The sequence below is a fragment of the Kluyvera sp. 142486 genome (assembly GCF_046569695.1).
In the GTDB taxonomy this organism is placed as follows: domain Bacteria; phylum Pseudomonadota; class Gammaproteobacteria; order Enterobacterales; family Enterobacteriaceae; genus Kluyvera.
The window spans coordinates 84,531-101,689 of record NZ_JBKHUI010000005.1 but is presented as its reverse complement, the minus strand read 5'-3'; the positions used below and the strand labels follow the sequence as shown (position 1 = coordinate 101,689).

The 17,159-nt window shown below is 57.9% G+C and carries 16 protein-coding genes and 1 pseudogene; 9 read left to right on the top strand and 8 right to left on the bottom strand.

Annotated features, from left to right (window positions below):
• Nucleotides 1-70: 70 nt before the first annotated feature.
• The 4 genes from ACLGE8_RS07770 to ACLGE8_RS07755 are packed head-to-tail and all read left to right on the top strand — an operon-like array spanning nucleotide 71 to nucleotide 3,816.
• On the top strand, nucleotides 71-988 hold the full coding sequence (locus ACLGE8_RS07770; protein WP_410997684.1) for an ABC transporter substrate-binding protein: 918 nt from the start codon (nucleotides 71-73) through the stop codon (nucleotides 986-988).
• Nucleotides 989-1,000: 12 nt separating this feature from the next.
• Nucleotides 1,001-2,155, top strand: a complete 1,155-nt coding sequence (locus tag ACLGE8_RS07765; RefSeq protein WP_410997682.1) for an ABC transporter permease — start codon at nucleotides 1,001-1,003, stop codon at nucleotides 2,153-2,155.
• Entirely contained in the window at nucleotides 2,148-3,095 is a 948-nt protein-coding gene (locus ACLGE8_RS07760; RefSeq protein ID WP_410997680.1) for an ABC transporter ATP-binding protein, read from the top strand. Before ACLGE8_RS07765 ends, ACLGE8_RS07760 begins: the two co-directional genes overlap by 8 nt.
• On the top strand, nucleotides 3,079-3,816 hold the full coding sequence (locus ACLGE8_RS07755; protein WP_410997678.1) for an ABC transporter permease: 738 nt from the start codon (nucleotides 3,079-3,081) through the stop codon (nucleotides 3,814-3,816). The genes ACLGE8_RS07760 and ACLGE8_RS07755 overlap by 17 nt, the downstream gene beginning before the upstream one ends.
• Here ACLGE8_RS07755 and ACLGE8_RS07750 read toward each other — a convergent pair.
• Together ACLGE8_RS07750 and ACLGE8_RS07745 are read right to left on the bottom strand one after the other, a co-directional pair.
• On the bottom strand, nucleotides 3,791-3,904 hold the full coding sequence (locus ACLGE8_RS07750) for a protein YohO (RefSeq protein WP_185666941.1): 114 nt from the start codon (nucleotides 3,902-3,904) through the stop codon (nucleotides 3,791-3,793). The two genes, ACLGE8_RS07755 and ACLGE8_RS07750, sit on opposite strands and share 26 nt — an antisense overlap.
• A gap of 59 nt (nucleotides 3,905-3,963) precedes the next feature.
• On the bottom strand, nucleotides 3,964-4,683 hold the full coding sequence (locus ACLGE8_RS07745; protein ID WP_410997676.1) for a MerR family transcriptional regulator: 720 nt from the start codon (nucleotides 4,681-4,683) through the stop codon (nucleotides 3,964-3,966).
• 209 nt (nucleotides 4,684-4,892) lie between these two features.
• Here ACLGE8_RS07745 and ACLGE8_RS07740 point away from each other — a divergent pair, with 209 nt between their 5' ends.
• Genes ACLGE8_RS07740 through ACLGE8_RS07730 form a run of 3 tightly spaced genes read left to right on the top strand, consistent with a single transcriptional unit; the run spans nucleotide 4,893 to nucleotide 7,812 of the window.
• A complete protein-coding gene (locus ACLGE8_RS07740) occupies nucleotides 4,893-6,578 on the top strand; it encodes a LytS/YhcK type 5TM receptor domain-containing protein (protein ID WP_410997674.1) in 1,686 nt (561 codons plus the stop codon).
• Nucleotides 6,575-7,294: a two-component system response regulator BtsR gene (gene btsR / locus ACLGE8_RS07735; RefSeq protein ID WP_410997672.1), complete on the top strand. Its 720-nt coding sequence runs from the start codon at nucleotides 6,575-6,577 to the stop codon at nucleotides 7,292-7,294. The genes ACLGE8_RS07740 and btsR overlap by 4 nt, the downstream gene beginning before the upstream one ends.
• A 47-nt stretch (nucleotides 7,295-7,341) precedes the next feature.
• Nucleotides 7,342-7,812: a DUF1456 family protein gene (locus ACLGE8_RS07730; protein ID WP_410997670.1), complete on the top strand. Its 471-nt coding sequence runs from the start codon at nucleotides 7,342-7,344 to the stop codon at nucleotides 7,810-7,812.
• Between the two features lie 37 nt (nucleotides 7,813-7,849).
• On the opposite strand, the gene ACLGE8_RS07725 is transcribed toward ACLGE8_RS07730, so the two are convergent.
• Nucleotides 7,850-8,308 (bottom strand): YehR family lipoprotein, encoded by a 459-nt coding sequence (locus tag ACLGE8_RS07725; RefSeq protein ID WP_410997668.1) that lies wholly within the window; start codon nucleotides 8,306-8,308, stop codon nucleotides 7,850-7,852.
• Between the two features lie 179 nt (nucleotides 8,309-8,487).
• Nucleotides 8,488-10,521 carry a methionine--tRNA ligase gene (gene metG, locus ACLGE8_RS07720; protein ID WP_410997666.1) on the bottom strand — a complete coding sequence of 678 codons (2,034 nt, stop codon included), beginning with the start codon at nucleotides 10,519-10,521 and terminating at the stop codon, nucleotides 8,488-8,490.
• A 138-nt stretch (nucleotides 10,522-10,659) separates the two neighbouring features.
• On the opposite strand from metG, the gene apbC reads away from it, so the two are divergent.
• A complete protein-coding gene (gene apbC / locus ACLGE8_RS07715) occupies nucleotides 10,660-11,769 on the top strand; it encodes an iron-sulfur cluster carrier protein ApbC (RefSeq protein ID WP_410997664.1) in 1,110 nt (369 codons plus the stop codon).
• A 51-nt stretch (nucleotides 11,770-11,820) separates the two neighbouring features.
• Here apbC and ACLGE8_RS07710 read toward each other — a convergent pair whose 3' ends face one another.
• Nucleotides 11,821-12,138, bottom strand: coding sequence for an RcnB family protein (locus tag ACLGE8_RS07710; RefSeq protein WP_410997662.1), 318 nt, complete (start codon nucleotides 12,136-12,138; stop codon nucleotides 11,821-11,823).
• A 155-nt stretch (nucleotides 12,139-12,293) separates the two neighbouring features.
• Here ACLGE8_RS07710 and ACLGE8_RS07705 point away from each other — a divergent pair, with 155 nt between their 5' ends.
• Entirely contained in the window at nucleotides 12,294-13,193 is a 900-nt protein-coding gene (locus ACLGE8_RS07705; RefSeq protein WP_410997660.1) for a LysR family transcriptional regulator, read from the top strand.
• A gap of 71 nt (nucleotides 13,194-13,264) precedes the next feature.
• Here the strand turns inward: ACLGE8_RS07705 and speG are convergent, their stop codons facing one another.
• The 3 genes and pseudogenes from speG to ACLGE8_RS07690 all read right to left on the bottom strand — a co-directional run.
• Entirely contained in the window at nucleotides 13,265-13,822 is a 558-nt protein-coding gene (gene speG, locus ACLGE8_RS07700; protein WP_410997658.1) for a spermidine N1-acetyltransferase, read from the bottom strand.
• Nucleotides 13,823-13,963: 141 nt separating this feature from the next.
• Nucleotides 13,964-15,307 carry an NCS2 family permease gene (locus ACLGE8_RS07695; RefSeq protein ID WP_410997656.1) on the bottom strand — a complete coding sequence of 448 codons (1,344 nt, stop codon included), beginning with the start codon at nucleotides 15,305-15,307 and terminating at the stop codon, nucleotides 13,964-13,966.
• A 17-nt stretch (nucleotides 15,308-15,324) separates the two neighbouring features.
• Nucleotides 15,325-17,119 (bottom strand): annotated as a pseudogene (locus ACLGE8_RS07690) (adenine deaminase); the annotation flags it as partial.
• Nucleotides 17,120-17,159: the final 40 nt, after the last annotated feature.

Sequence of the window (17,159 nt, the reverse complement as noted above, 5' to 3'; positions counted from 1 at the left end):
TGCTGAGATTTCGTCTACGCTTTTTACTTAAGCGCCTGTTAATTGAGCGCAAATAATAAGAGGAAAGCGTATGACGATGGCAAGGGGATGGACGGCGTCACTGGTACTACTGGCGGCGATTGCGCTGCCGTTACAGGCCGCGGAGCCGGTAAAGGTAGGGTCAAAAATTGATACCGAAGGGGCGCTGCTGGGCAATATTATTTTGCAGGTGCTGGAAAGTCACGGCGTCAAAACGGTCAATAAAGTTCAGCTTGGTACCACGCCGGTGGTGCGCGGCGCTATCACCTCCAACGCGCTGGATATCTACCCGGAGTACACCGGCAACGGCGCGTTCTTCTTCAAAGATGAAACCGACGCGGCCTGGAAAAACGCGGCAGCGGGCTATGAGAAAGTGAAAAAGCTCGATGCTGAGAAAAATCATCTGATCTGGCTGACCCCTGCACCCGCGAATAACACCTGGACCATTGCCGTTCGCAAAGACCTGGCAGAACAAAACAAACTCACTTCGCTGGCCGACCTGAGCGGCTATCTGAAAAAAGGCGGCACCTTTAAGCTTGCGGCTTCTGCTGAATTTATCGAACGCCCGGATGCGCTGCCGGCGTTTGAAAAAGCCTACGATTTTAAACTGAATCAGGACCAGCTGCTGTCGCTGGCGGGCGGAGACACCGCCGTTACCATTAAGGCGGCGGCGCAGCAAACCTCTGGCGTCAACGCGGCGATGGCCTACGGCACCGACGGCCCGGTGGCGGCGCTGGGGTTACAGACCCTGAGCGACCCGAAAGGCGTGCAGCCGATTTACGCGCCGACGCCGGTGGTGCGTGAAGCGGTGCTGAAAGCCTATCCGCAACTGGACGAGTGGCTGAAGCCGGTGTTCGCGAGCCTCAATGAGAAGACCCTGCAAACGCTGAACGCGAAGATTGCGGTCGAAGGGCTGGATGCCAAAACCGTGGCGGCGGAATACCTGAAGCAAAAAGGGTGGGCGAAGTAATCGGTTAATCGCGTGCCTCGCTGTACTCATCGCGTGGTGGCGCTGCTGGCAGTTCTACTGCTGGCTGCCGCCGCGCTGCCATTTGTCAATTTCGCCCCGAACCGTCTGGTATCGGGCGAAGGCCGTTGGCTATGGCAAATCTGGCATTTCCCTCCGCTTATCCTGCTGATTATTCCGGCGCTATTTTTATGCTTTAGCTGGCTACCCGGCCGACTGCCGAGCCTGATGATTCTGCTGCTGGCCGAAGGTGGCTTTGCGTTCTTGCTGTGGGCGAGCGGCGAGGCTGCGCAGCACCTGGCGCAAAGCAGTAGCCCACTCGCGCGTACCTCGCCGGGGAGCGGGCTATGGTTGGGCCTGCTGCTGATGCTGTTGATCTGCAGCGAGGCCATTCGCCGTCTGACATCGCATGCGCGGTGGCGTTGGTTGCTGAACGTGCAGCTGTGGCTACTGCCCTGCTGGCTGCTGTGGAGCGGGGCGCTTGATGGCCTGTCGCTGATGAAAGAGTACGCCAACCGGCAGGAGACCTTTAACGATGCCTTAAATCAGCACCTGACGCTGCTCTGGGGCACGCTGGTTCCGGGGCTGCTGCTGGGCGTGCCGCTCGGCATGTGGTGCTGGCGGCATCCGGGGCGGCAGTCGAGCGTGTTTACCGTTCTCAATATTATCCAGACTATCCCCTCGGTGGCGCTGTTCGGCCTGTTGATTGCGCCGCTTGCCGGGCTGGTACAGCGCTTCCCGTGGCTGGCGAATCTCGGCGTAGCGGGAACCGGGTTGGCCCCAGCGTTAATTGCGCTGGTGCTTTACGCGCTGCTGCCTATCGTACGCGGCGTGGTCGCAGGGATGCAGCAAGTTTCGCCGCAGGTGCTGGAAAGCGCGGCGGCGATGGGCATGAGCCGCGCGCAGACGTTTCTTCGCGTGCAGCTGCCGCTGGCGCTGCCGGTATTGCTGCGCAGCCTGCGGGTGGTGACCGTACAAACGGTCGGTATGGCGGTGGTAGCCGCGCTGATTGGCGCGGGCGGCTTCGGGGCGCTGGTGTTCCAGGGGCTGCTTAGCAGCGCGTTGGATCTGGTGTTGCTTGGCGTGATCCCGACCATTGCGCTGGCGGTCATCGCCGATGCGCTGTTTAGCCTGGCGGGCAGTTTATTACAAGGAGAGACCGATGATTGAATTCTTACAGGTCAACAAATCGTTCGGTCACCATCCGGCGGTAAAAAACCTCTCATTGCGGTTGGCTGAAGGGGCGTTTTCGGTACTGATTGGTACCTCCGGTTCGGGCAAATCCACTACCCTCAAGATGATTAACCGGCTGGTGGAGCCCGATAGCGGGACGATTCGTTTTGCCGGGCAGGATATCCGCGAGCAGCCGCTGCTCGCCCTGCGCCGCCGTATGGGCTATGCCATTCAGTCGATTGGCCTGTTCCCGCACTGGACGGTGGCGCAAAACATCGCCACCGTGCCGCAGCTGTTGAAATGGCCGAAGGCAAAGGTGGAGGCACGCATTGACGAACTGATGGCGCTACTGGGGCTGGAGCCGACGCTGCGCACGCGGTTCCCGCATCAGCTCTCCGGCGGCCAGCAGCAGCGCGTTGGCGTGGCGCGGGCATTAGCGGGTGACCCGGAGGTGCTGCTGATGGATGAACCCTTCGGCGCGCTGGACCCGGTGACGCGCGCGGCGCTCCAGCAGGAGATGCGCCGCATTCACCAACTGCTGGGGCGCACCATCGTGTTGGTGACCCATGATATCGACGAAGCGCTGCGCCTGGCGGATAACATCATTCTGCTGGACGGCGGCGAGGTGGTGCAGCAGGGTACGCCGCTACAGTTGCTTAGCCAGCCGGGCAACGACTTTGTGCGCACCTTTTTTGGCCGCAGTGAGCTGGGCGTGCGATTGCTGTCGCTGCGTCAGGTGGCGGACTACGTGCGCCACGGCGAGCGTGCCGAAGGCGACGCGATTATTGCCAGCGCCTCGCTGCGCGATGCGCTTTCCGGCTTTATGGACCAGCGGCGCACCGTTTTGCCGGTGGCGGATGAGACGGGAAGGGCTTACGGCACGCTGCATTTTGCCGACCTGCTGCGCGAGGAGCCGGGCGATGCGCATACTTCGTGATCCGCTGCTGTGGCTGATGGCGCTGTTTATCGGGCTGCTTGTGGGCCTGCCCTACAGCGAGCCGCTGTTTCATCTGCTGTTTCCTGAGCAGCCGCGTCCGCTCTATCAGCAGGCCGGTTTTTTGTCCCTGACGCTGGCTCATGCCTGGCTGGTGGGCGTGTCCAGCCTGACGGCGATCGTTATTGGTGTGAGTGCAGGCGTGGTGGTGACGCGCCCGGCAGGGAGTGAGTTTCGCCCACTGGTTGAGACGCTGGCGGCGATGGGACAAACTTTTCCGCCGGTAGCGGTGCTGGCGCTGGCGGTTCCGGTGATGGGGTTTGGTGAAAAACCAGCCATTATTGCCTTGATCATGTATGGCATTCTGCCCGTATTGCAAGGCACGTTAGCCGGGCTGGCGGCCGTTCCGCTGAGCGCGTTGAGCGTAGCAGAAGGGATGGGAATGTCGGGCTGGCAGCGGCTGCGTCAGGTGGAGCTACCGTTAGCGGCGCCGGTGATTGTTGCGGGCGTGCGTACCTCGGTTATCGTTAATATCGGCACGGCAACCATCGCCTCCACGGTGGGAGCAAATACGCTAGGCACGCCAATTATCATCGGCCTGAGTGGGTTTAATACGGCCTACGTGGTGCAAGGGGCGATTCTGGTGGCGCTGGCGGCGATTATCGTCGACCGCGCCTTTGAGCGGCTGAGTCTGCGGCTCAGCCGACACCGCCACGCACAATAAATGAATAGCCTGCGAGCATCACGCCGCCAATACCGCTGATGGCCATCAGGGCAAAAATAACGATCGCGGCGAGTTTGGTTGACTTCATGGTGTACTCCTTTTGTTAACCAAAAGATTATACCGCGAAGCTGGTCTGTTAACGAACGATTAATTTGTGGGGAGCGCGAAGGCCACGCCCTCTTCCTGCCAGCAGGCGAGCTGCTGGCGCTGCAAGGCGCTGGGTGACACGCCGCACCAGACAAGCAGCGTCTGGCCGGGGAACAGCTCCGGCTGCACGTGGGTGAGCGTGTGCGCCAGCACATCAACGCGCCAGCCCTGTTCGCAGGCCACCCAGCTTTCCAGCCACAGGCGCGTCATATCGGTAACGTTCCAGCCGACGACCAGCGCGTGCGGCCCCGACTTGCGGCGACCGGAGGCCAAATTTAGCGCGATGTCGTTAATCAGCACGCCGTCGAGCAATCCCAGCAGCGTTTGCTGGGCAAACTGCGCGCTCTGCAGGCGCTGGCGCAGCGGGTTAAACAGGCAATCAACCAGCGTGCGGGCGCTGTGGCTGCGGCGCAAATCTTTGACCCACAGGCGCAGCGGGTGCAGGTGACCGCTACGCAGATAGCTCAGTACCTTTTCCTGCTGTTCCCGCCAGCCATCCTGCTGCTCGCTGAGCAGCCCTTTGACTTTACCCACCTGAACGCCGTTTTCTATCCAGCGCTGGATCTCGCGGATGCGGTCGATATCGTCATCATTAAACAGGCGATGGCCACCGTCGGTACGCTGCGGCTTCAGGAGGGCGTATCGCCGCTGCCAGGCGCGAAGCGTAACCGGGTTAATATCACAGAGCTGTGCGACTTCACCAATCGTATAAAGCGCCATCTTTTCCTCCGGCATGCGATATCCCATTTAACTTTAGACGGGGATTAACAGCACGGCCTGCTTTGATGGTTTTTTATCCACTTCACGACCGTGGTTATGGATAAAATGTGATCGGTAGCATTTTTTGCACTTTTTTTGCCAGGTTTCAAAGAAAGTTATGCCAACTGTGTGTATGTTACGCAGTTTTATTTCTGTTGTGGTGAACGGGTATGTACGAGTTTAATCTGGTGTTGCTGCTGCTTCAGCAGATGTGTGTTTTCCTGGTCATCGCCTGGTTAATGAGCAAAACGCGGCTCTTTATTCCGCTGATGCAGGTGACCGTCCGCCTGCCGCATAAGCTGCTTTGCTATGTCACGTTCTCCATTTTCTGTATTCTCGGCACCTATTTCGGCCTGCACATTGAAGACTCCATTGCTAACACTCGGGCGATTGGTGCGGTGATGGGCGGGCTGCTCGGCGGCCCGGTTGTCGGCGGGCTGGTGGGGCTGACTGGCGGTTTACATCGCTATTCGATGGGCGGGATGACCGCGCTCAGCTGCATGATCTCGACCATGGTTGAGGGGCTGCTCGGTGGGCTGGTGCACAGCCTGCTGATCCGTCGCGGCCGCCCGGACAAAGTCTTCAGCCCGTGGACGGCCGGGGCGATTACCCTGGTGGCGGAGCTGGTGCAGATGCTGATTATCCTGCTGATTGCCCGCCCGTTCGAAGACGCGCTGCATCTGGTGCAAAGTATTGCTGCGCCGATGATGGTCACCAATACCGTGGGCGCAGCGCTGTTTATGCGCATCCTGCTCGATAAGCGGGCGATGTTTGAGAAATACACCTCGGCTTTTTCCGCCACTGCGCTGAAGGTGGCCGCCTCGACGGAGGGGATCCTGCGTAAGGGCTTTAACGAAGAGAACAGCATGAAAGTGGCGCAGGTGCTGATTCAGGAGCTGGATATCGGCGCGGTGGCCATCACCGATCGCGAAAAGCTGCTGGCTTTTACCGGCATCGGTGAAGATCACCATCTGCCCGGCAAGCCTATCTCCTCGCGCTACACGCAAAAAACCATTGAGACCGGCGAAGTGGTCTACGCCGACGGCAACGAGGTGCCGTACCGCTGCTCTATTCACCCTAACTGCAAGCTTGGCTCGACGTTGGTAATCCCGCTGCGCGGTGAAAACCAGCGGGTGATTGGCACTATCAAGCTTTATGAAGCCAAAAATCGCCTGTTCAGTTCCATCAACCGAACCTTAGGCGAGGGCATTGCTCAGCTGCTGTCGGCGCAGATTCTGGCCGGGCAGTATGAGCGACAAAAGGCGCTGCTGACTCAGTCGGAGATCAAGCTGTTGCATGCCCAGGTCAACCCGCACTTCCTGTTTAATGCGCTCAACACGCTTAAAGCGGTGATTCGTCGCGACAGCGAACAGGCGAGCCAACTGGTGCAGTATCTGTCGACCTTTTTCCGTAAAAACCTCAAGCGCCCGTCCGAGATTGTCACTCTGGCGGATGAAATTGAGCACGTGAACGCCTATCTGCAAATTGAGAAGGCGCGTTTTCAGTCGCGGCTACAGGTGCATTTGGATATTCCCGACGCGCTGGCGCACCAGCAGCTTCCGGCATTTACCCTACAGCCGATCGTTGAAAACGCCATTAAGCACGGCACCTCGCAGCTGATGGACGTGGGCGAGATTACGCTGCGCGCCAGCCAGCAGGGCAGGCATCTGGTGCTGGACATCGAAGACAACGCCGGGCTGTATCAGCCTAACGCCTCGTCCAGCGGGCTGGGCATGAGCCTGGTGGACAAGCGTCTGCGGATGCGTTTTGGCGACGAATGCGGGATTGCCGTCGCCTGCGAGCCGGACTGTTTTACCCGGGTCACTCTGCGGTTACCTCTGGAGGAGAATGCATGATTAAAGTGCTGATTGTTGATGACGAGCCGCTGGCGCGGGAGAACCTGCGCGTCCTGCTGCAAACGCAGGACGACCTTGAGATTGTGGGCGAGTGCGCCAACGCGGTGGAGGCCATCGGCGCGGTGCATAAACTACGCCCGGATGTGCTGTTTCTTGATATCCAGATGCCACGTATCAGCGGGCTGGAGATGGTCGGTATGCTCGACCCGGAGCATCGCCCCTATATTGTGTTCCTGACCGCTTTTGATGAGTACGCGGTAAAGGCATTTGAGGAGCACGCGTTTGACTATCTGCTCAAGCCGATTGAAGAAAAACGGCTGGAAAAGACGCTGATGCGCCTGCGTCAGGAGCGGGCGGTGCAGGATATGTCGGTGCTGGGCGAAAACCAGCAGGCGCTGAAGTTTATTCCTTGCACCGGACACAGCCGGATTTACCTGCTGCAGATGGACGACGTGGCATTTGTGAGCAGCCGAATGAGCGGGGTGTACGTCACCAGCGGTGAAGGCAAAGAGGGCTTTACCGAGCTGACCTTACGCACGCTGGAGAGCCGTACGCCGCTGATCCGCTGCCATCGCCAGCATCTGGTAAACATGGCGCATCTGAAGGAAATTCGTCTGGAGGATAACGGCCAGGCGGAGCTGCTGCTGCGTAACGGACAGACGGTGCCGGTTAGTCGCCGCTATTTAAAGGCCTTGAAAGAGGCGTTAGGGCTATAATTCGTGTAGAATTAGCCACCGTATTTTTCATCACCACCGAAGGCACTATGGTCAGTAACGATATTTTACGCAGCGTCCGCTACATCCTGAAAATGAACAACAACGATCTGGTGCGTATTTTCGCGCTGGGCGAAGCCGAAGTCAGCGTTGAACAGTTGGCGCCGTGGCTGCGCAAAGAGGATGAGGAAGGCTTCGTACGTTGCCCGGACATTATGCTGTCGTGCTTCCTGAACGGCCTGATCTACGAAAAACGCGGCCGCGACGAATCGGCGCCAGCGCTGGCGGTGGAACGCCGCATCAACAACAACGTGATGCTGAAAAAACTGCGTATCGCATTTGCGCTGAAAACCGATGATATTCTGGCGATCCTGACCCAGCAGCAGTTCCGCGTGTCTATGCCCGAAATCACCGCCATGATGCGCGCCCCGGACCACAAAAACTTCCGCGAATGCGGCGACCAGTTCCTGCGCTATTTCCTGCGCGGCCTGGCGATTCGCGAACACGCGGCAAAAGCCTGAATAACAGCGGCTCACTGACCGTGGGCCGCCCATCGAGTTATTTCACTTCTTTAAAGCCAGCAGCTTCCAGTAATGCCTGACTTTGTTTCATGCTGACACCCTTACTGGTATCGCCGGATACTATCGTGCCCATCGCGCCTTGCAGCGCTTTAAAATCAACCTTTTCCATATCAACCACTACGCTCTCATCTGCATAGGTATCCTGATAGGTTAGTTTTTCTTCTACGCCCGCAATGCTCTGATATTTTGCGCTCAGCTGACCGAGAACCTTTTCTGCGTCCTCTTTTGTCTTCACGCCTACCGACGCATAGTTAATTTTACTTTGCGAGGTTTGTTTAATGACTTTGTCACCCTTGTAGGTGTAAGTCATTGAGATTTCATTCCCATTAATATTGGCGCTGAAGGTTTTGGTTTCTTCTTTATCACCACATCCTGCCAGCGAGAAAACGAGAACCGACGCTACGGCTATCGATGATAATTTTGAGATTACTGTCATTTAAAACTCCATTTAATAAACGATGTGGTGCTTGAAGATCTTGTAGATGACCTCAACCTAAGGCGCACTAGCTTAGGGGCGTTGATAGTATTTAAACAATCCGAAAATGAAGTCGTTTTGATGAGCGGAACATGTCATGCAAAAAAAACGCCGCGGGGAAGCGGCGTTTATTGAGGGTGTTATTTCACCTGTTGTCCAGGTTGCGCACCGTCATCCGGGCTTAACAGGAAGATATCTTTGCCGCCAGGGCCTGCCGCCATCACCATCCCTTCCGAGATGCCAAAGCGCATTTTACGCGGCGCCAGGTTGGCAACCATGATGGTCAGGCGACCAATCAGCGGCTGTGGGTCCGGGTAAGCGGAGCGGATGCCGGAGAAGACGTTGCGCTTCTCGCCGCCGAGATCCAGCGTCAGGCGCAGCAGCTTGTCGGAGCCTTCCACGAACTCGGCGTTTTCAATCAGCGCCACGCGCAGGTCAACTTTGGCAAAATCGTCAAAGGTGATGGTTTCCTGAATCGGGTCGTCCGCCAGCGGGCCGGTAACCGGGGCTGCGGCTGCTTTCACTTCTTCTTTAGATGCTTCCACCAGCGCTTCCACCTGTTTCATCTCAATACGGTTATACAGCGCCTTGAAGGTGTTGATCTTGTGGCCGACCAGCGGCGTGTTGATAGCATCCCAGCTCAGTTCGGTGTTGAGGAACGCTTCGGTACGCGCAGCCAGCTCAGGCAGCACCGGCTTCAGCCAGGTCATTAGCACGCGGAACATGTTCAGACCCATGGTGCAGATAGCCTGCAGGTCGGCGTCGCGGCCTTCCTGTTTAGCGACAACCCACGGTGCCTGCTCGTCAACGTAGCGGTTAGCCACGTCGGCCAGCGCCATGATTTCACGGATAGCTTTACCGAATTCACGGCTTTCCCACGCTTCGCCAATGCTTTCTGCTGCGTCGGTGAAGGTTTTGTACAGCTCAGGGTCAGCCAGTTCGGCGGACAGCACGCCGTCGAAACGCTTAGCGATAAAGCCAGCGTTACGGGAAGCCAGGTTCACCACTTTGTTGACGATGTCGGCGTTAACGCGCTGGATGAAGTCTTCCAGGTTCAGGTCGATATCGTCGATGCGGGAAGAGAGCTTCGCGGTGTAGTAGTAGCGCAGGCTGTCGGCATCGAAGTGCTTGAGCCAGGTGCTGGCTTTAATGAAGGTGCCGCGAGACTTGGACATCTTCGCGCCGTTCACCGTCACATAGCCGTGTACGAACAGGTTGGTCGGCTTGCGGAAATTGCTGCCTTCCAGCATCGCAGGCCAGAACAGGCTGTGGAAGTAGACGATATCTTTACCGATAAAGTGATACAGCTCGGCGGTGGAGTCTTTCTTCCAGTATTCGTCGAAGCTTACGGTGTCGCCGCGTTTGTCACACAGGTTCTTGAAGGAGCCCATGTAGCCGATTGGCGCATCCAGCCAGACGTAGAAGTATTTGCCCGGCGCGTTCGGGATTTCAAAGCCGAAGTACGGCGCATCGCGGGAGATATCCCACTGCTGCAGGCCAGATTCAAACCATTCCTGCATTTTGTTCGCGACCTGCTCCTGCAGCGCGCCGCTGCGGGTCCACGCCTGCAGCATTTCGCTAAAGGACGGCAGGTCAAAGAAGAAGTGCTCAGACTCGCGCATCACCGGGGTCGCGCCAGATACCACGGATTTCGGCTCGATAAGCTCGGTTGGGCTGTAGGTTGCGCCGCACACTTCGCAGTTATCGCCGTACTGATCCGGTGATTTACATTTCGGGCAGGTGCCTTTAACGAAACGGTCCGGCAGGAACATGCCTTTTTCCGGATCGTACAGCTGAGAGATGGTGCGGTTTTTAATAAAACCGTTCTCTTTCAGGCGACCATAAATCAGCTCGGACAGCTCGCGGTTCTCGTCGCTGTGCGTTGAGTGGTAGTTGTCGTAGCTGATGTTAAAGCCCGCAAAATCAGTCTGATGCTCCTGACTCATTTCGGCAATCATCTGCTCTGGGGTAATGCCCAGCTGCTGCGCTTTCAGCATGATTGGCGTGCCGTGGGCATCGTCCGCGCAGATGAAGTTAACCTCGTGGCCGCGCATTCGCTGGTAACGGACCCAGACATCAGCCTGGATGTGCTCCAGCATATGGCCGAGGTGGATGGAGCCGTTGGCGTACGGCAGCGCGCACGTTACCAGAATCTTCTTCGCGACTTGAGTCATAGTGGGTATTACTTCTTCTGTTTTAAAAAAGGGGTTTTGATATTACCAAAAGGGTAGTGGGCGCGCCATACATGCTTGAGCGTAGCTGTGGTAGACTTAGGCGTACTGAAAGCATGTTAAAACAACAAAGGAGTCGGGATGAACTCAGAATCCCAGGCCAAATCACCTGAACGTCTACGTGCGATGGTGGCCGGCACGCTGGCAAACTTCCAGCACCCCACCCTGAAGCACAACTTAACGACGCTGAAAGCGCTGCACCACGTCGCCTGGCTTGACGACACCGTACACATCGAACTGCAGATGCCGTTTGTCTGGTATAGCGCCTTTGAAGAATTAAAAGAGCAAACCAGCGCTGAACTGCTGCGGGTAACCGGGGCGAAAGCCATCGACTGGAAGCTGTCGCACAGCATCGCTACGCTGAAACGCGTGAAAAACCAGCCGGGCGTTAACGGTGTGAAAAATATTATTGCCGTCAGCTCCGGCAAAGGCGGAGTGGGGAAATCGTCCACCGCCGTGAACCTGGCGCTGGCGCTGGCCGCCGAAGGGGCGAAAGTGGGCATCCTCGATGCTGACATCTACGGCCCGTCTATCCCGAACATGCTGGGCGCAGAAAACCAACGCCCAACCTCGCCGGACGGCACCCATATGGCGCCGATTATGGCGCATGGCCTTGCTACTAACTCCATCGGTTATCTGGTGACGGACGACAACGCCATGGTGTGGCGCGGCCCAATGGCCAGTAAAGCGCTGATGCAGATGCTGCAAGAGACGCTGTGGCCGGATCTCGACTACCTCGTGCTCGACATGCCGCCAGGCACCGGTGACATCCAGCTGACGCTGGCGCAGAACATTCCGGTGACCGGGGCCGTGGTGGTCACCACGCCGCAGGATATCGCGCTAATCGACGCCAAAAAAGGCATCGTGATGTTCGAGAAGGTGGAAGTGCCGGTGCTGGGTATCGTAGAAAACATGAGCATGCACATCTGCAGCAACTGCGGTCACCACGAGCCAATTTTCGGCACCGGTGGCGCGGAGAAGCTGGCGGAGCAGTATCACACCCAACTGCTGGGTCAGATGCCGCTGCACATCAATCTGCGTGAAGATCTGGATAACGGTACGCCAACGGTTATCGCGCGTCCGGACAGTGAATTCACTGAGATTTATCGTCGACTGGCGGGGCGCGTTGCGGCGCAACTCTACTGGCAGGGCGAAGTGATTCCGGGCGATATCGCGTTCCGCGCGGTGTAACTGAGAAAGAAAGAGGCCGGGCGCATCAGTGATGCGCCCGGCCTTTATTCATTAACGGTGATAGAAAATTTCGCCGTCGTAGATTTTGCTGATGGTGCCGTCGGTCTCGCTAATCTGTACATAGTTACCGCCCATGTACGTCCAGCGCGTTCCCGCGTCCGGCGCTGGCAGGTTACGTAGCTGCCACTGCTTGATGTTGTACTCCGGCGTCAGGTACATGGCTGGCGCTTTGTCGCCAATCTTGAACTGGGTGAAGTCGGCAGTGAACTCTTTCAGTTCATACTGCTGAATCCCCGTTGCCGGTGCAGCCCAAGCTGCGCTCGCCGTCGCCAACAGTACGCCCAGAAGCATCATTTTTGTTTTACGCATACTATCCCCATATTATCCTGGATATAAAATTGCAGCTCCGTATGATTCCTGATGCGCGCCCTCAATGGCAAGCGCTGCTTTCTTAAAAAGTGTAAGCAAACCGCGACTATTAGGTTTTGAGGACCATTCTGGCACTCGCGACTAAGGACCCCTTCATGTTCAGGCTGGAAGATTTATCTCTGTTCGTGCGCGCCGCCGCGCTGAACAGCTTTAGCGATGCGGCGCGCGAAGCGGGTATTCCCCCGGCGCAGGTCAGTTCGGCCATTAAGCGGCTGGAAACTGCGCTTAACGTGCGCCTGTTTGCCCGTTCAACGCGCAGCCTGCGCCTGACGGCGGAAGGGGAAACCTGGCTGCCGTTTGCCGTTCAGATGCTTGATACGCTGCAAAACGGGCTGCAAAAAATTCATACCCCGGACGATGAGGTGCGCGGTACGCTGCAAATCGCCGTGCCGTCCGACCTCGGTCGTAATTTGCTGCTGCGGGTGTTTCGCCAGTTCCGTGAGCGTCACCCGGCGCTGCGCCTGCGCATTCTGTTTTCCGATCATCGCACAGACGTGTTTAAAGACCCAGTCGACGTGGCGTTTCGCTACGGTGAGAACGACGATGCGTCGTTTGTCTCGCTGCCGGTCGCGGCGGAAAACCGACGGGTAGTGGTGGCCTCGCCCGACTGGATTGCCCGCCATGGCGAACCGCAAACGCTGGCCGACCTCGAAAAATGTAATGCGTTGACCTACGTGCTGCGCGGCAGGCCGTTCGACCGCTGGCCGCTCAGCCTTGACGGCGTGGAGCATAGCGTGCAGGTTTCCGGCAGCATCACCAGCGATGATGCGGAAGTGATCCGCCGGCTGGCGATTGCCGGGGAAGGGATCGCGTTTAAATCGGGGCTCGACGTCAGCGACGATCTGCGGGAAGGGCGGCTCAAGGTGTTGCTGCCGCACTATCTTGGCGACCGGGTGCCGCTGAATATGATTTGTCCGCACCGCAAACAGCTCTCTGCGGCGGTGCGGTTATTGTATGAGGCGGTGAAAGCGGAGTGCGCGGCTAAGCAGCCTTAACTACCGTTACGCCGGATACCTGAGCGGGTGGTGCCCACCGGCTCGGGTAGGCAATAACCGCTAAATCACCGTTATTGCGCTGTCGGTTTTAGTATCCCGCCCGTCGACTTATTATTTTCTAGATATTGATGCTGGAAAATACACATGCGAATCGTGTTACGGTACTCACCGTTAACGAAGAACTCATGTATTAACTCGCCTTCCTGGATAAAACCAAGCTTGCGGTAAATATGAATCGCTTTGGCATTCTCTTTATCTACGATGAGATAGAGCTTATAGAGATTCAGGACGGTAAAACCGTAATCCATCGCCAGCTTAGCGGCGCGTGTCGCCAGGCCTTTTCCCTGATATTCCGGCGATATGATGATCTGGAACTCAGCTCGGCGGTGAATGTGGTTTATTTCAACCAGCTCCACCAGGCCTGCGTTATTGCCATTAAACGAAATGACAAAACGGCGTTCGCTCTGATCGTGGATGTGTTTATCGTAAAGATCGCTCAGCTCAACAAACGCTTCATAGGGTTCTTCAAACCAATAGCGCATCACGCTCGCGTTATTATCAAGCTGATGAACAAAGCGTAAATCTTCACGTTCAAGGGGTCTAAGTTTAATGTCTGATTGTTCTGGCATAATATTTTCAGCCTCTTTGGAAACCGGAAATATATTATCTGCTGGCGGTGGGCGTCATCAAGATTTGAAAAAAATCACAATGAATTCAACATACTCAGAGTGCCCATCAGGTGGAGGCGTCCACCTGATGGGGCAGAGGTCTTAGTGCTTCACTAGCGTCGCGAAGTAGTACACCAACGGAATCGCCAGTACCCACAGACCAATCGGGATTTCACGCCATTTTCCAGCGATGGTTTTAATCACGATAAAGAACAGCAGGCCACCGGCAATCCCGGTACCGAAGCTGTTGGCAATCAGGGTGATCATCACCATCATCAGCACCGGCAGGCCATCGGTGAAGTTACCGAGGTCGACTTTACGCAGGCCGCTGAACATATTCAGCCCGATCAGCATCAGCGCAGGGGCGGTCGCTTCTTTTGGGATCATCAGCGCCACCGGCGTGAACAGCAGCATCAGCAGGAACATCACCGCTGCCGCCAGCGCCGTCAGGCCGGTTTTACCACCGGCTTCCGCCGCCGCTGAGGATTCAATCAGCGCAGTAGCCGCCGGAATGCCAAACCATGGGCCGATAGCGGCGGCAATGGAGTCCACCATAAACGGGCGGTTGATGTGCGGCATATTGCCTTCTTTATCCAGCAGACCCGCTTCACCACCGACTGCCAGCGTGGTGCCCATGGTGGAGAAAAACTCAGAAGTGAAAAAGACGAACAGGAACGGCAGGAAGGCGATATTCAGCGCGCCCAGCATGTCAACGTGGCCGAGCACCGGCGTCAGCGAATGCGGCATATCGATAAAGCTGGCGGGCAGATGCGTGACGCCCGCCGGGATGCCAACCAATGTCGCGAACAGGATTGCCCAGAGAATGGCGCCAGGAATGCGGCGAGCCTGTAATGCGATCGCTAAAAACAGGCCGCATAGCGCAACCAACGCACCGGGCGCCATAAAGTCACCCAGCATCAGCGAGTTGGTCTTGGCGTTGGCCAGCACCAGACCGGCATTACGAAAACCTAATACGGCGACAAACAGGCCGATTGAGGCGGTTAGGCCGAGCTTAATCGACTGCGGAACCGAACGGGTGACCACTTCGCGCAGGCCGAATTTGGTCAGCAGGAAGAAGAGGATGCCCGACCAGCAGGCGATGCCGAGGCCAATCTGCCAGCCAATGCCTTCGCTGCCCGCCAGCGTCACGCCGACCAGCACCGAGCCACCAATACCCGGGCCGACGATAAACGGCAGGTTGGCGTAGAACGCCATCAGCAGCGTACCGCCAACGAACACTAAAATGGTGCCGGTGGTGGCCGCACCTTTATCCATCCCCCCTACGGCCAGCAGGCCTGGGATCACCACCAGAAGATAGGCGGCGGCGAGAAAACCGGTGACCCCTGCCAGGCACTCGGTGCGCAGCGAACTGCCGCGGGAAGACAATGCAAAACGTCGCTCAAGCCAACTCCCAGCGGTTGGCGTTTGAAGGGTGTTATCGGCCATGGTGTGGCGCTCCCGTGATTATTGTTGTGATGTGTGTTCCGGCGTTTCCCGGCAATCCAGTACGGGGTCGACTATCTGGCGCGTCGTGCCGTCGGTCAGCCCTAAATCGGTTAAATGTGGCCCGGCATTGCAGGCAAGACAGGTGCCTTCGATCGCCTTAAAGACGCGATATGGCGGCTCCCAGTCGGCTATCTCGGCGCTCAGGTCGCGCAGCTGGCGGAACTCGGCGGCCAGCGTATGCGCCGGTTTGTCGGAGAGCATGCCGGCAATCGGCATCGCCACGTGGGCAAGAATGCCGCCGTTTTGCGCCAGCGCCATGCCGCCGCCGGAGGCGATCAGCTGATTGGCCGCCAGCGCCATATCTTCGGCGTTACGCCCCAGCACCACCAGGTTGTGGGAGTCGTGCGAGTAGCTGGTGGCAATCGCGCCGCGCAGCTCGCCCCAGCCTTCCAGCAGAGCAATCTGTGGTTTCGCTTCATGGCGGCCGTGACGGTGCTTCACCCAGATCAGGCTGAAGCCCGCAGGGATCTCGACCTCGCCGTTGCGGATCTGTACGTCGATTTCGCCCCACTGGGTAAAGCGCGCGCCGCGGATGTGGCGCAGGCGGGCGGTGCCGTGCTGGATATTGCCCACGCGTAGCGCGAAGTCTTCGGCATGCAGTGGAGACAGTTGCAGGGTATTACGCGGCGGCGTGACCCCAACGGCGGCGGTCAGGGCGTTCAACAGCTTGCCGTCTCGGGCAATCTGTTTCCCGGCGACGTATACCGCGCGAGCATTGAGTTTTTCCAGCGAATCGAAGACCACCAGGTCGGCGCGACGACCGGCGGCAATCAACCCAAGGTCGTTACGCTGCAGGCGAATGGCGGCGTTCAGGGTGGCGAAGCGCAGGGCATCGGTCGCTGGCAGGCCATGTTCAATCAGCAGGTTCAGCAGGGCGATAATGCCGCCTTTTTCCAGCAGCATGTCCGGCGGCACATCGTCGGTGCAGACGGTAATTTGTGAAGAGAGATGCGGTAGCGATTTTAGCGCCTTAACGATATCCGGCAGCAGGTAAGGGTGCGAGCCGCGAATTTCCAGGGTCAGCCCGGCGCGCAGCTTTTCAAGCGCGTCGTCGGCGGAGGTCAGTTCGTGATCGGAGGTGACGCCTGCGGCAAGATAGGCCTGCAGGTCAGCACCGCTCAAGCCGCGGGCGTGGCCTTCAATCAGCTTGCCGCTGTTGAGCCCCGCCTGCACGATCTCTTGCATTCGACAACTGCCGTGCAGCACGCCGTGCATATCCATCACTTCCGCCACGCCGCGCACTTCCGGCCAGCCGAGCATGGTTTCCATTTCAGCGCCGGCAAAATCGGCCCCCGACATCTCCAGCCCCGGCGTAGATGGGACGCTGGACGGTGCGGCGACCATCACCTGAAGGGGCAGATGACGACTAGCCTCTACGGCGTAACGAACCCCCGCCACGCCCAGCACGTTTGCCAGCTCATGCGGGTCCCAGAATACGGCGGTGGTGCCCTGCGCCAGCACAATTTCAGCGTAGCGATCCGGCGGCAGATGTGAACTTTCGAGGTGAACGTGGGTGTCCATCAGGCCAGGAGAGAGGTAAACGCCGGGCAGGGAGTGGCGCTCCAGCGTGTCGCTGCGGCTGCCGCGCGGGTGGACGCTGGCAATCATATCGCCAACGATACCGACATCGGCTTCGCGAATTTCACCGGTAGCCATATCGACGACGTTGGCATCGGTGAGCAAAAGATCAAACGGGGACTCGCCTCGCGCGGCCTGAACGGCGCGGCGGCGGTTTTCAGCATTGCTGGACATAACAACTCCGGCACAGGGATAATGCGAGCTACTTTAGGGG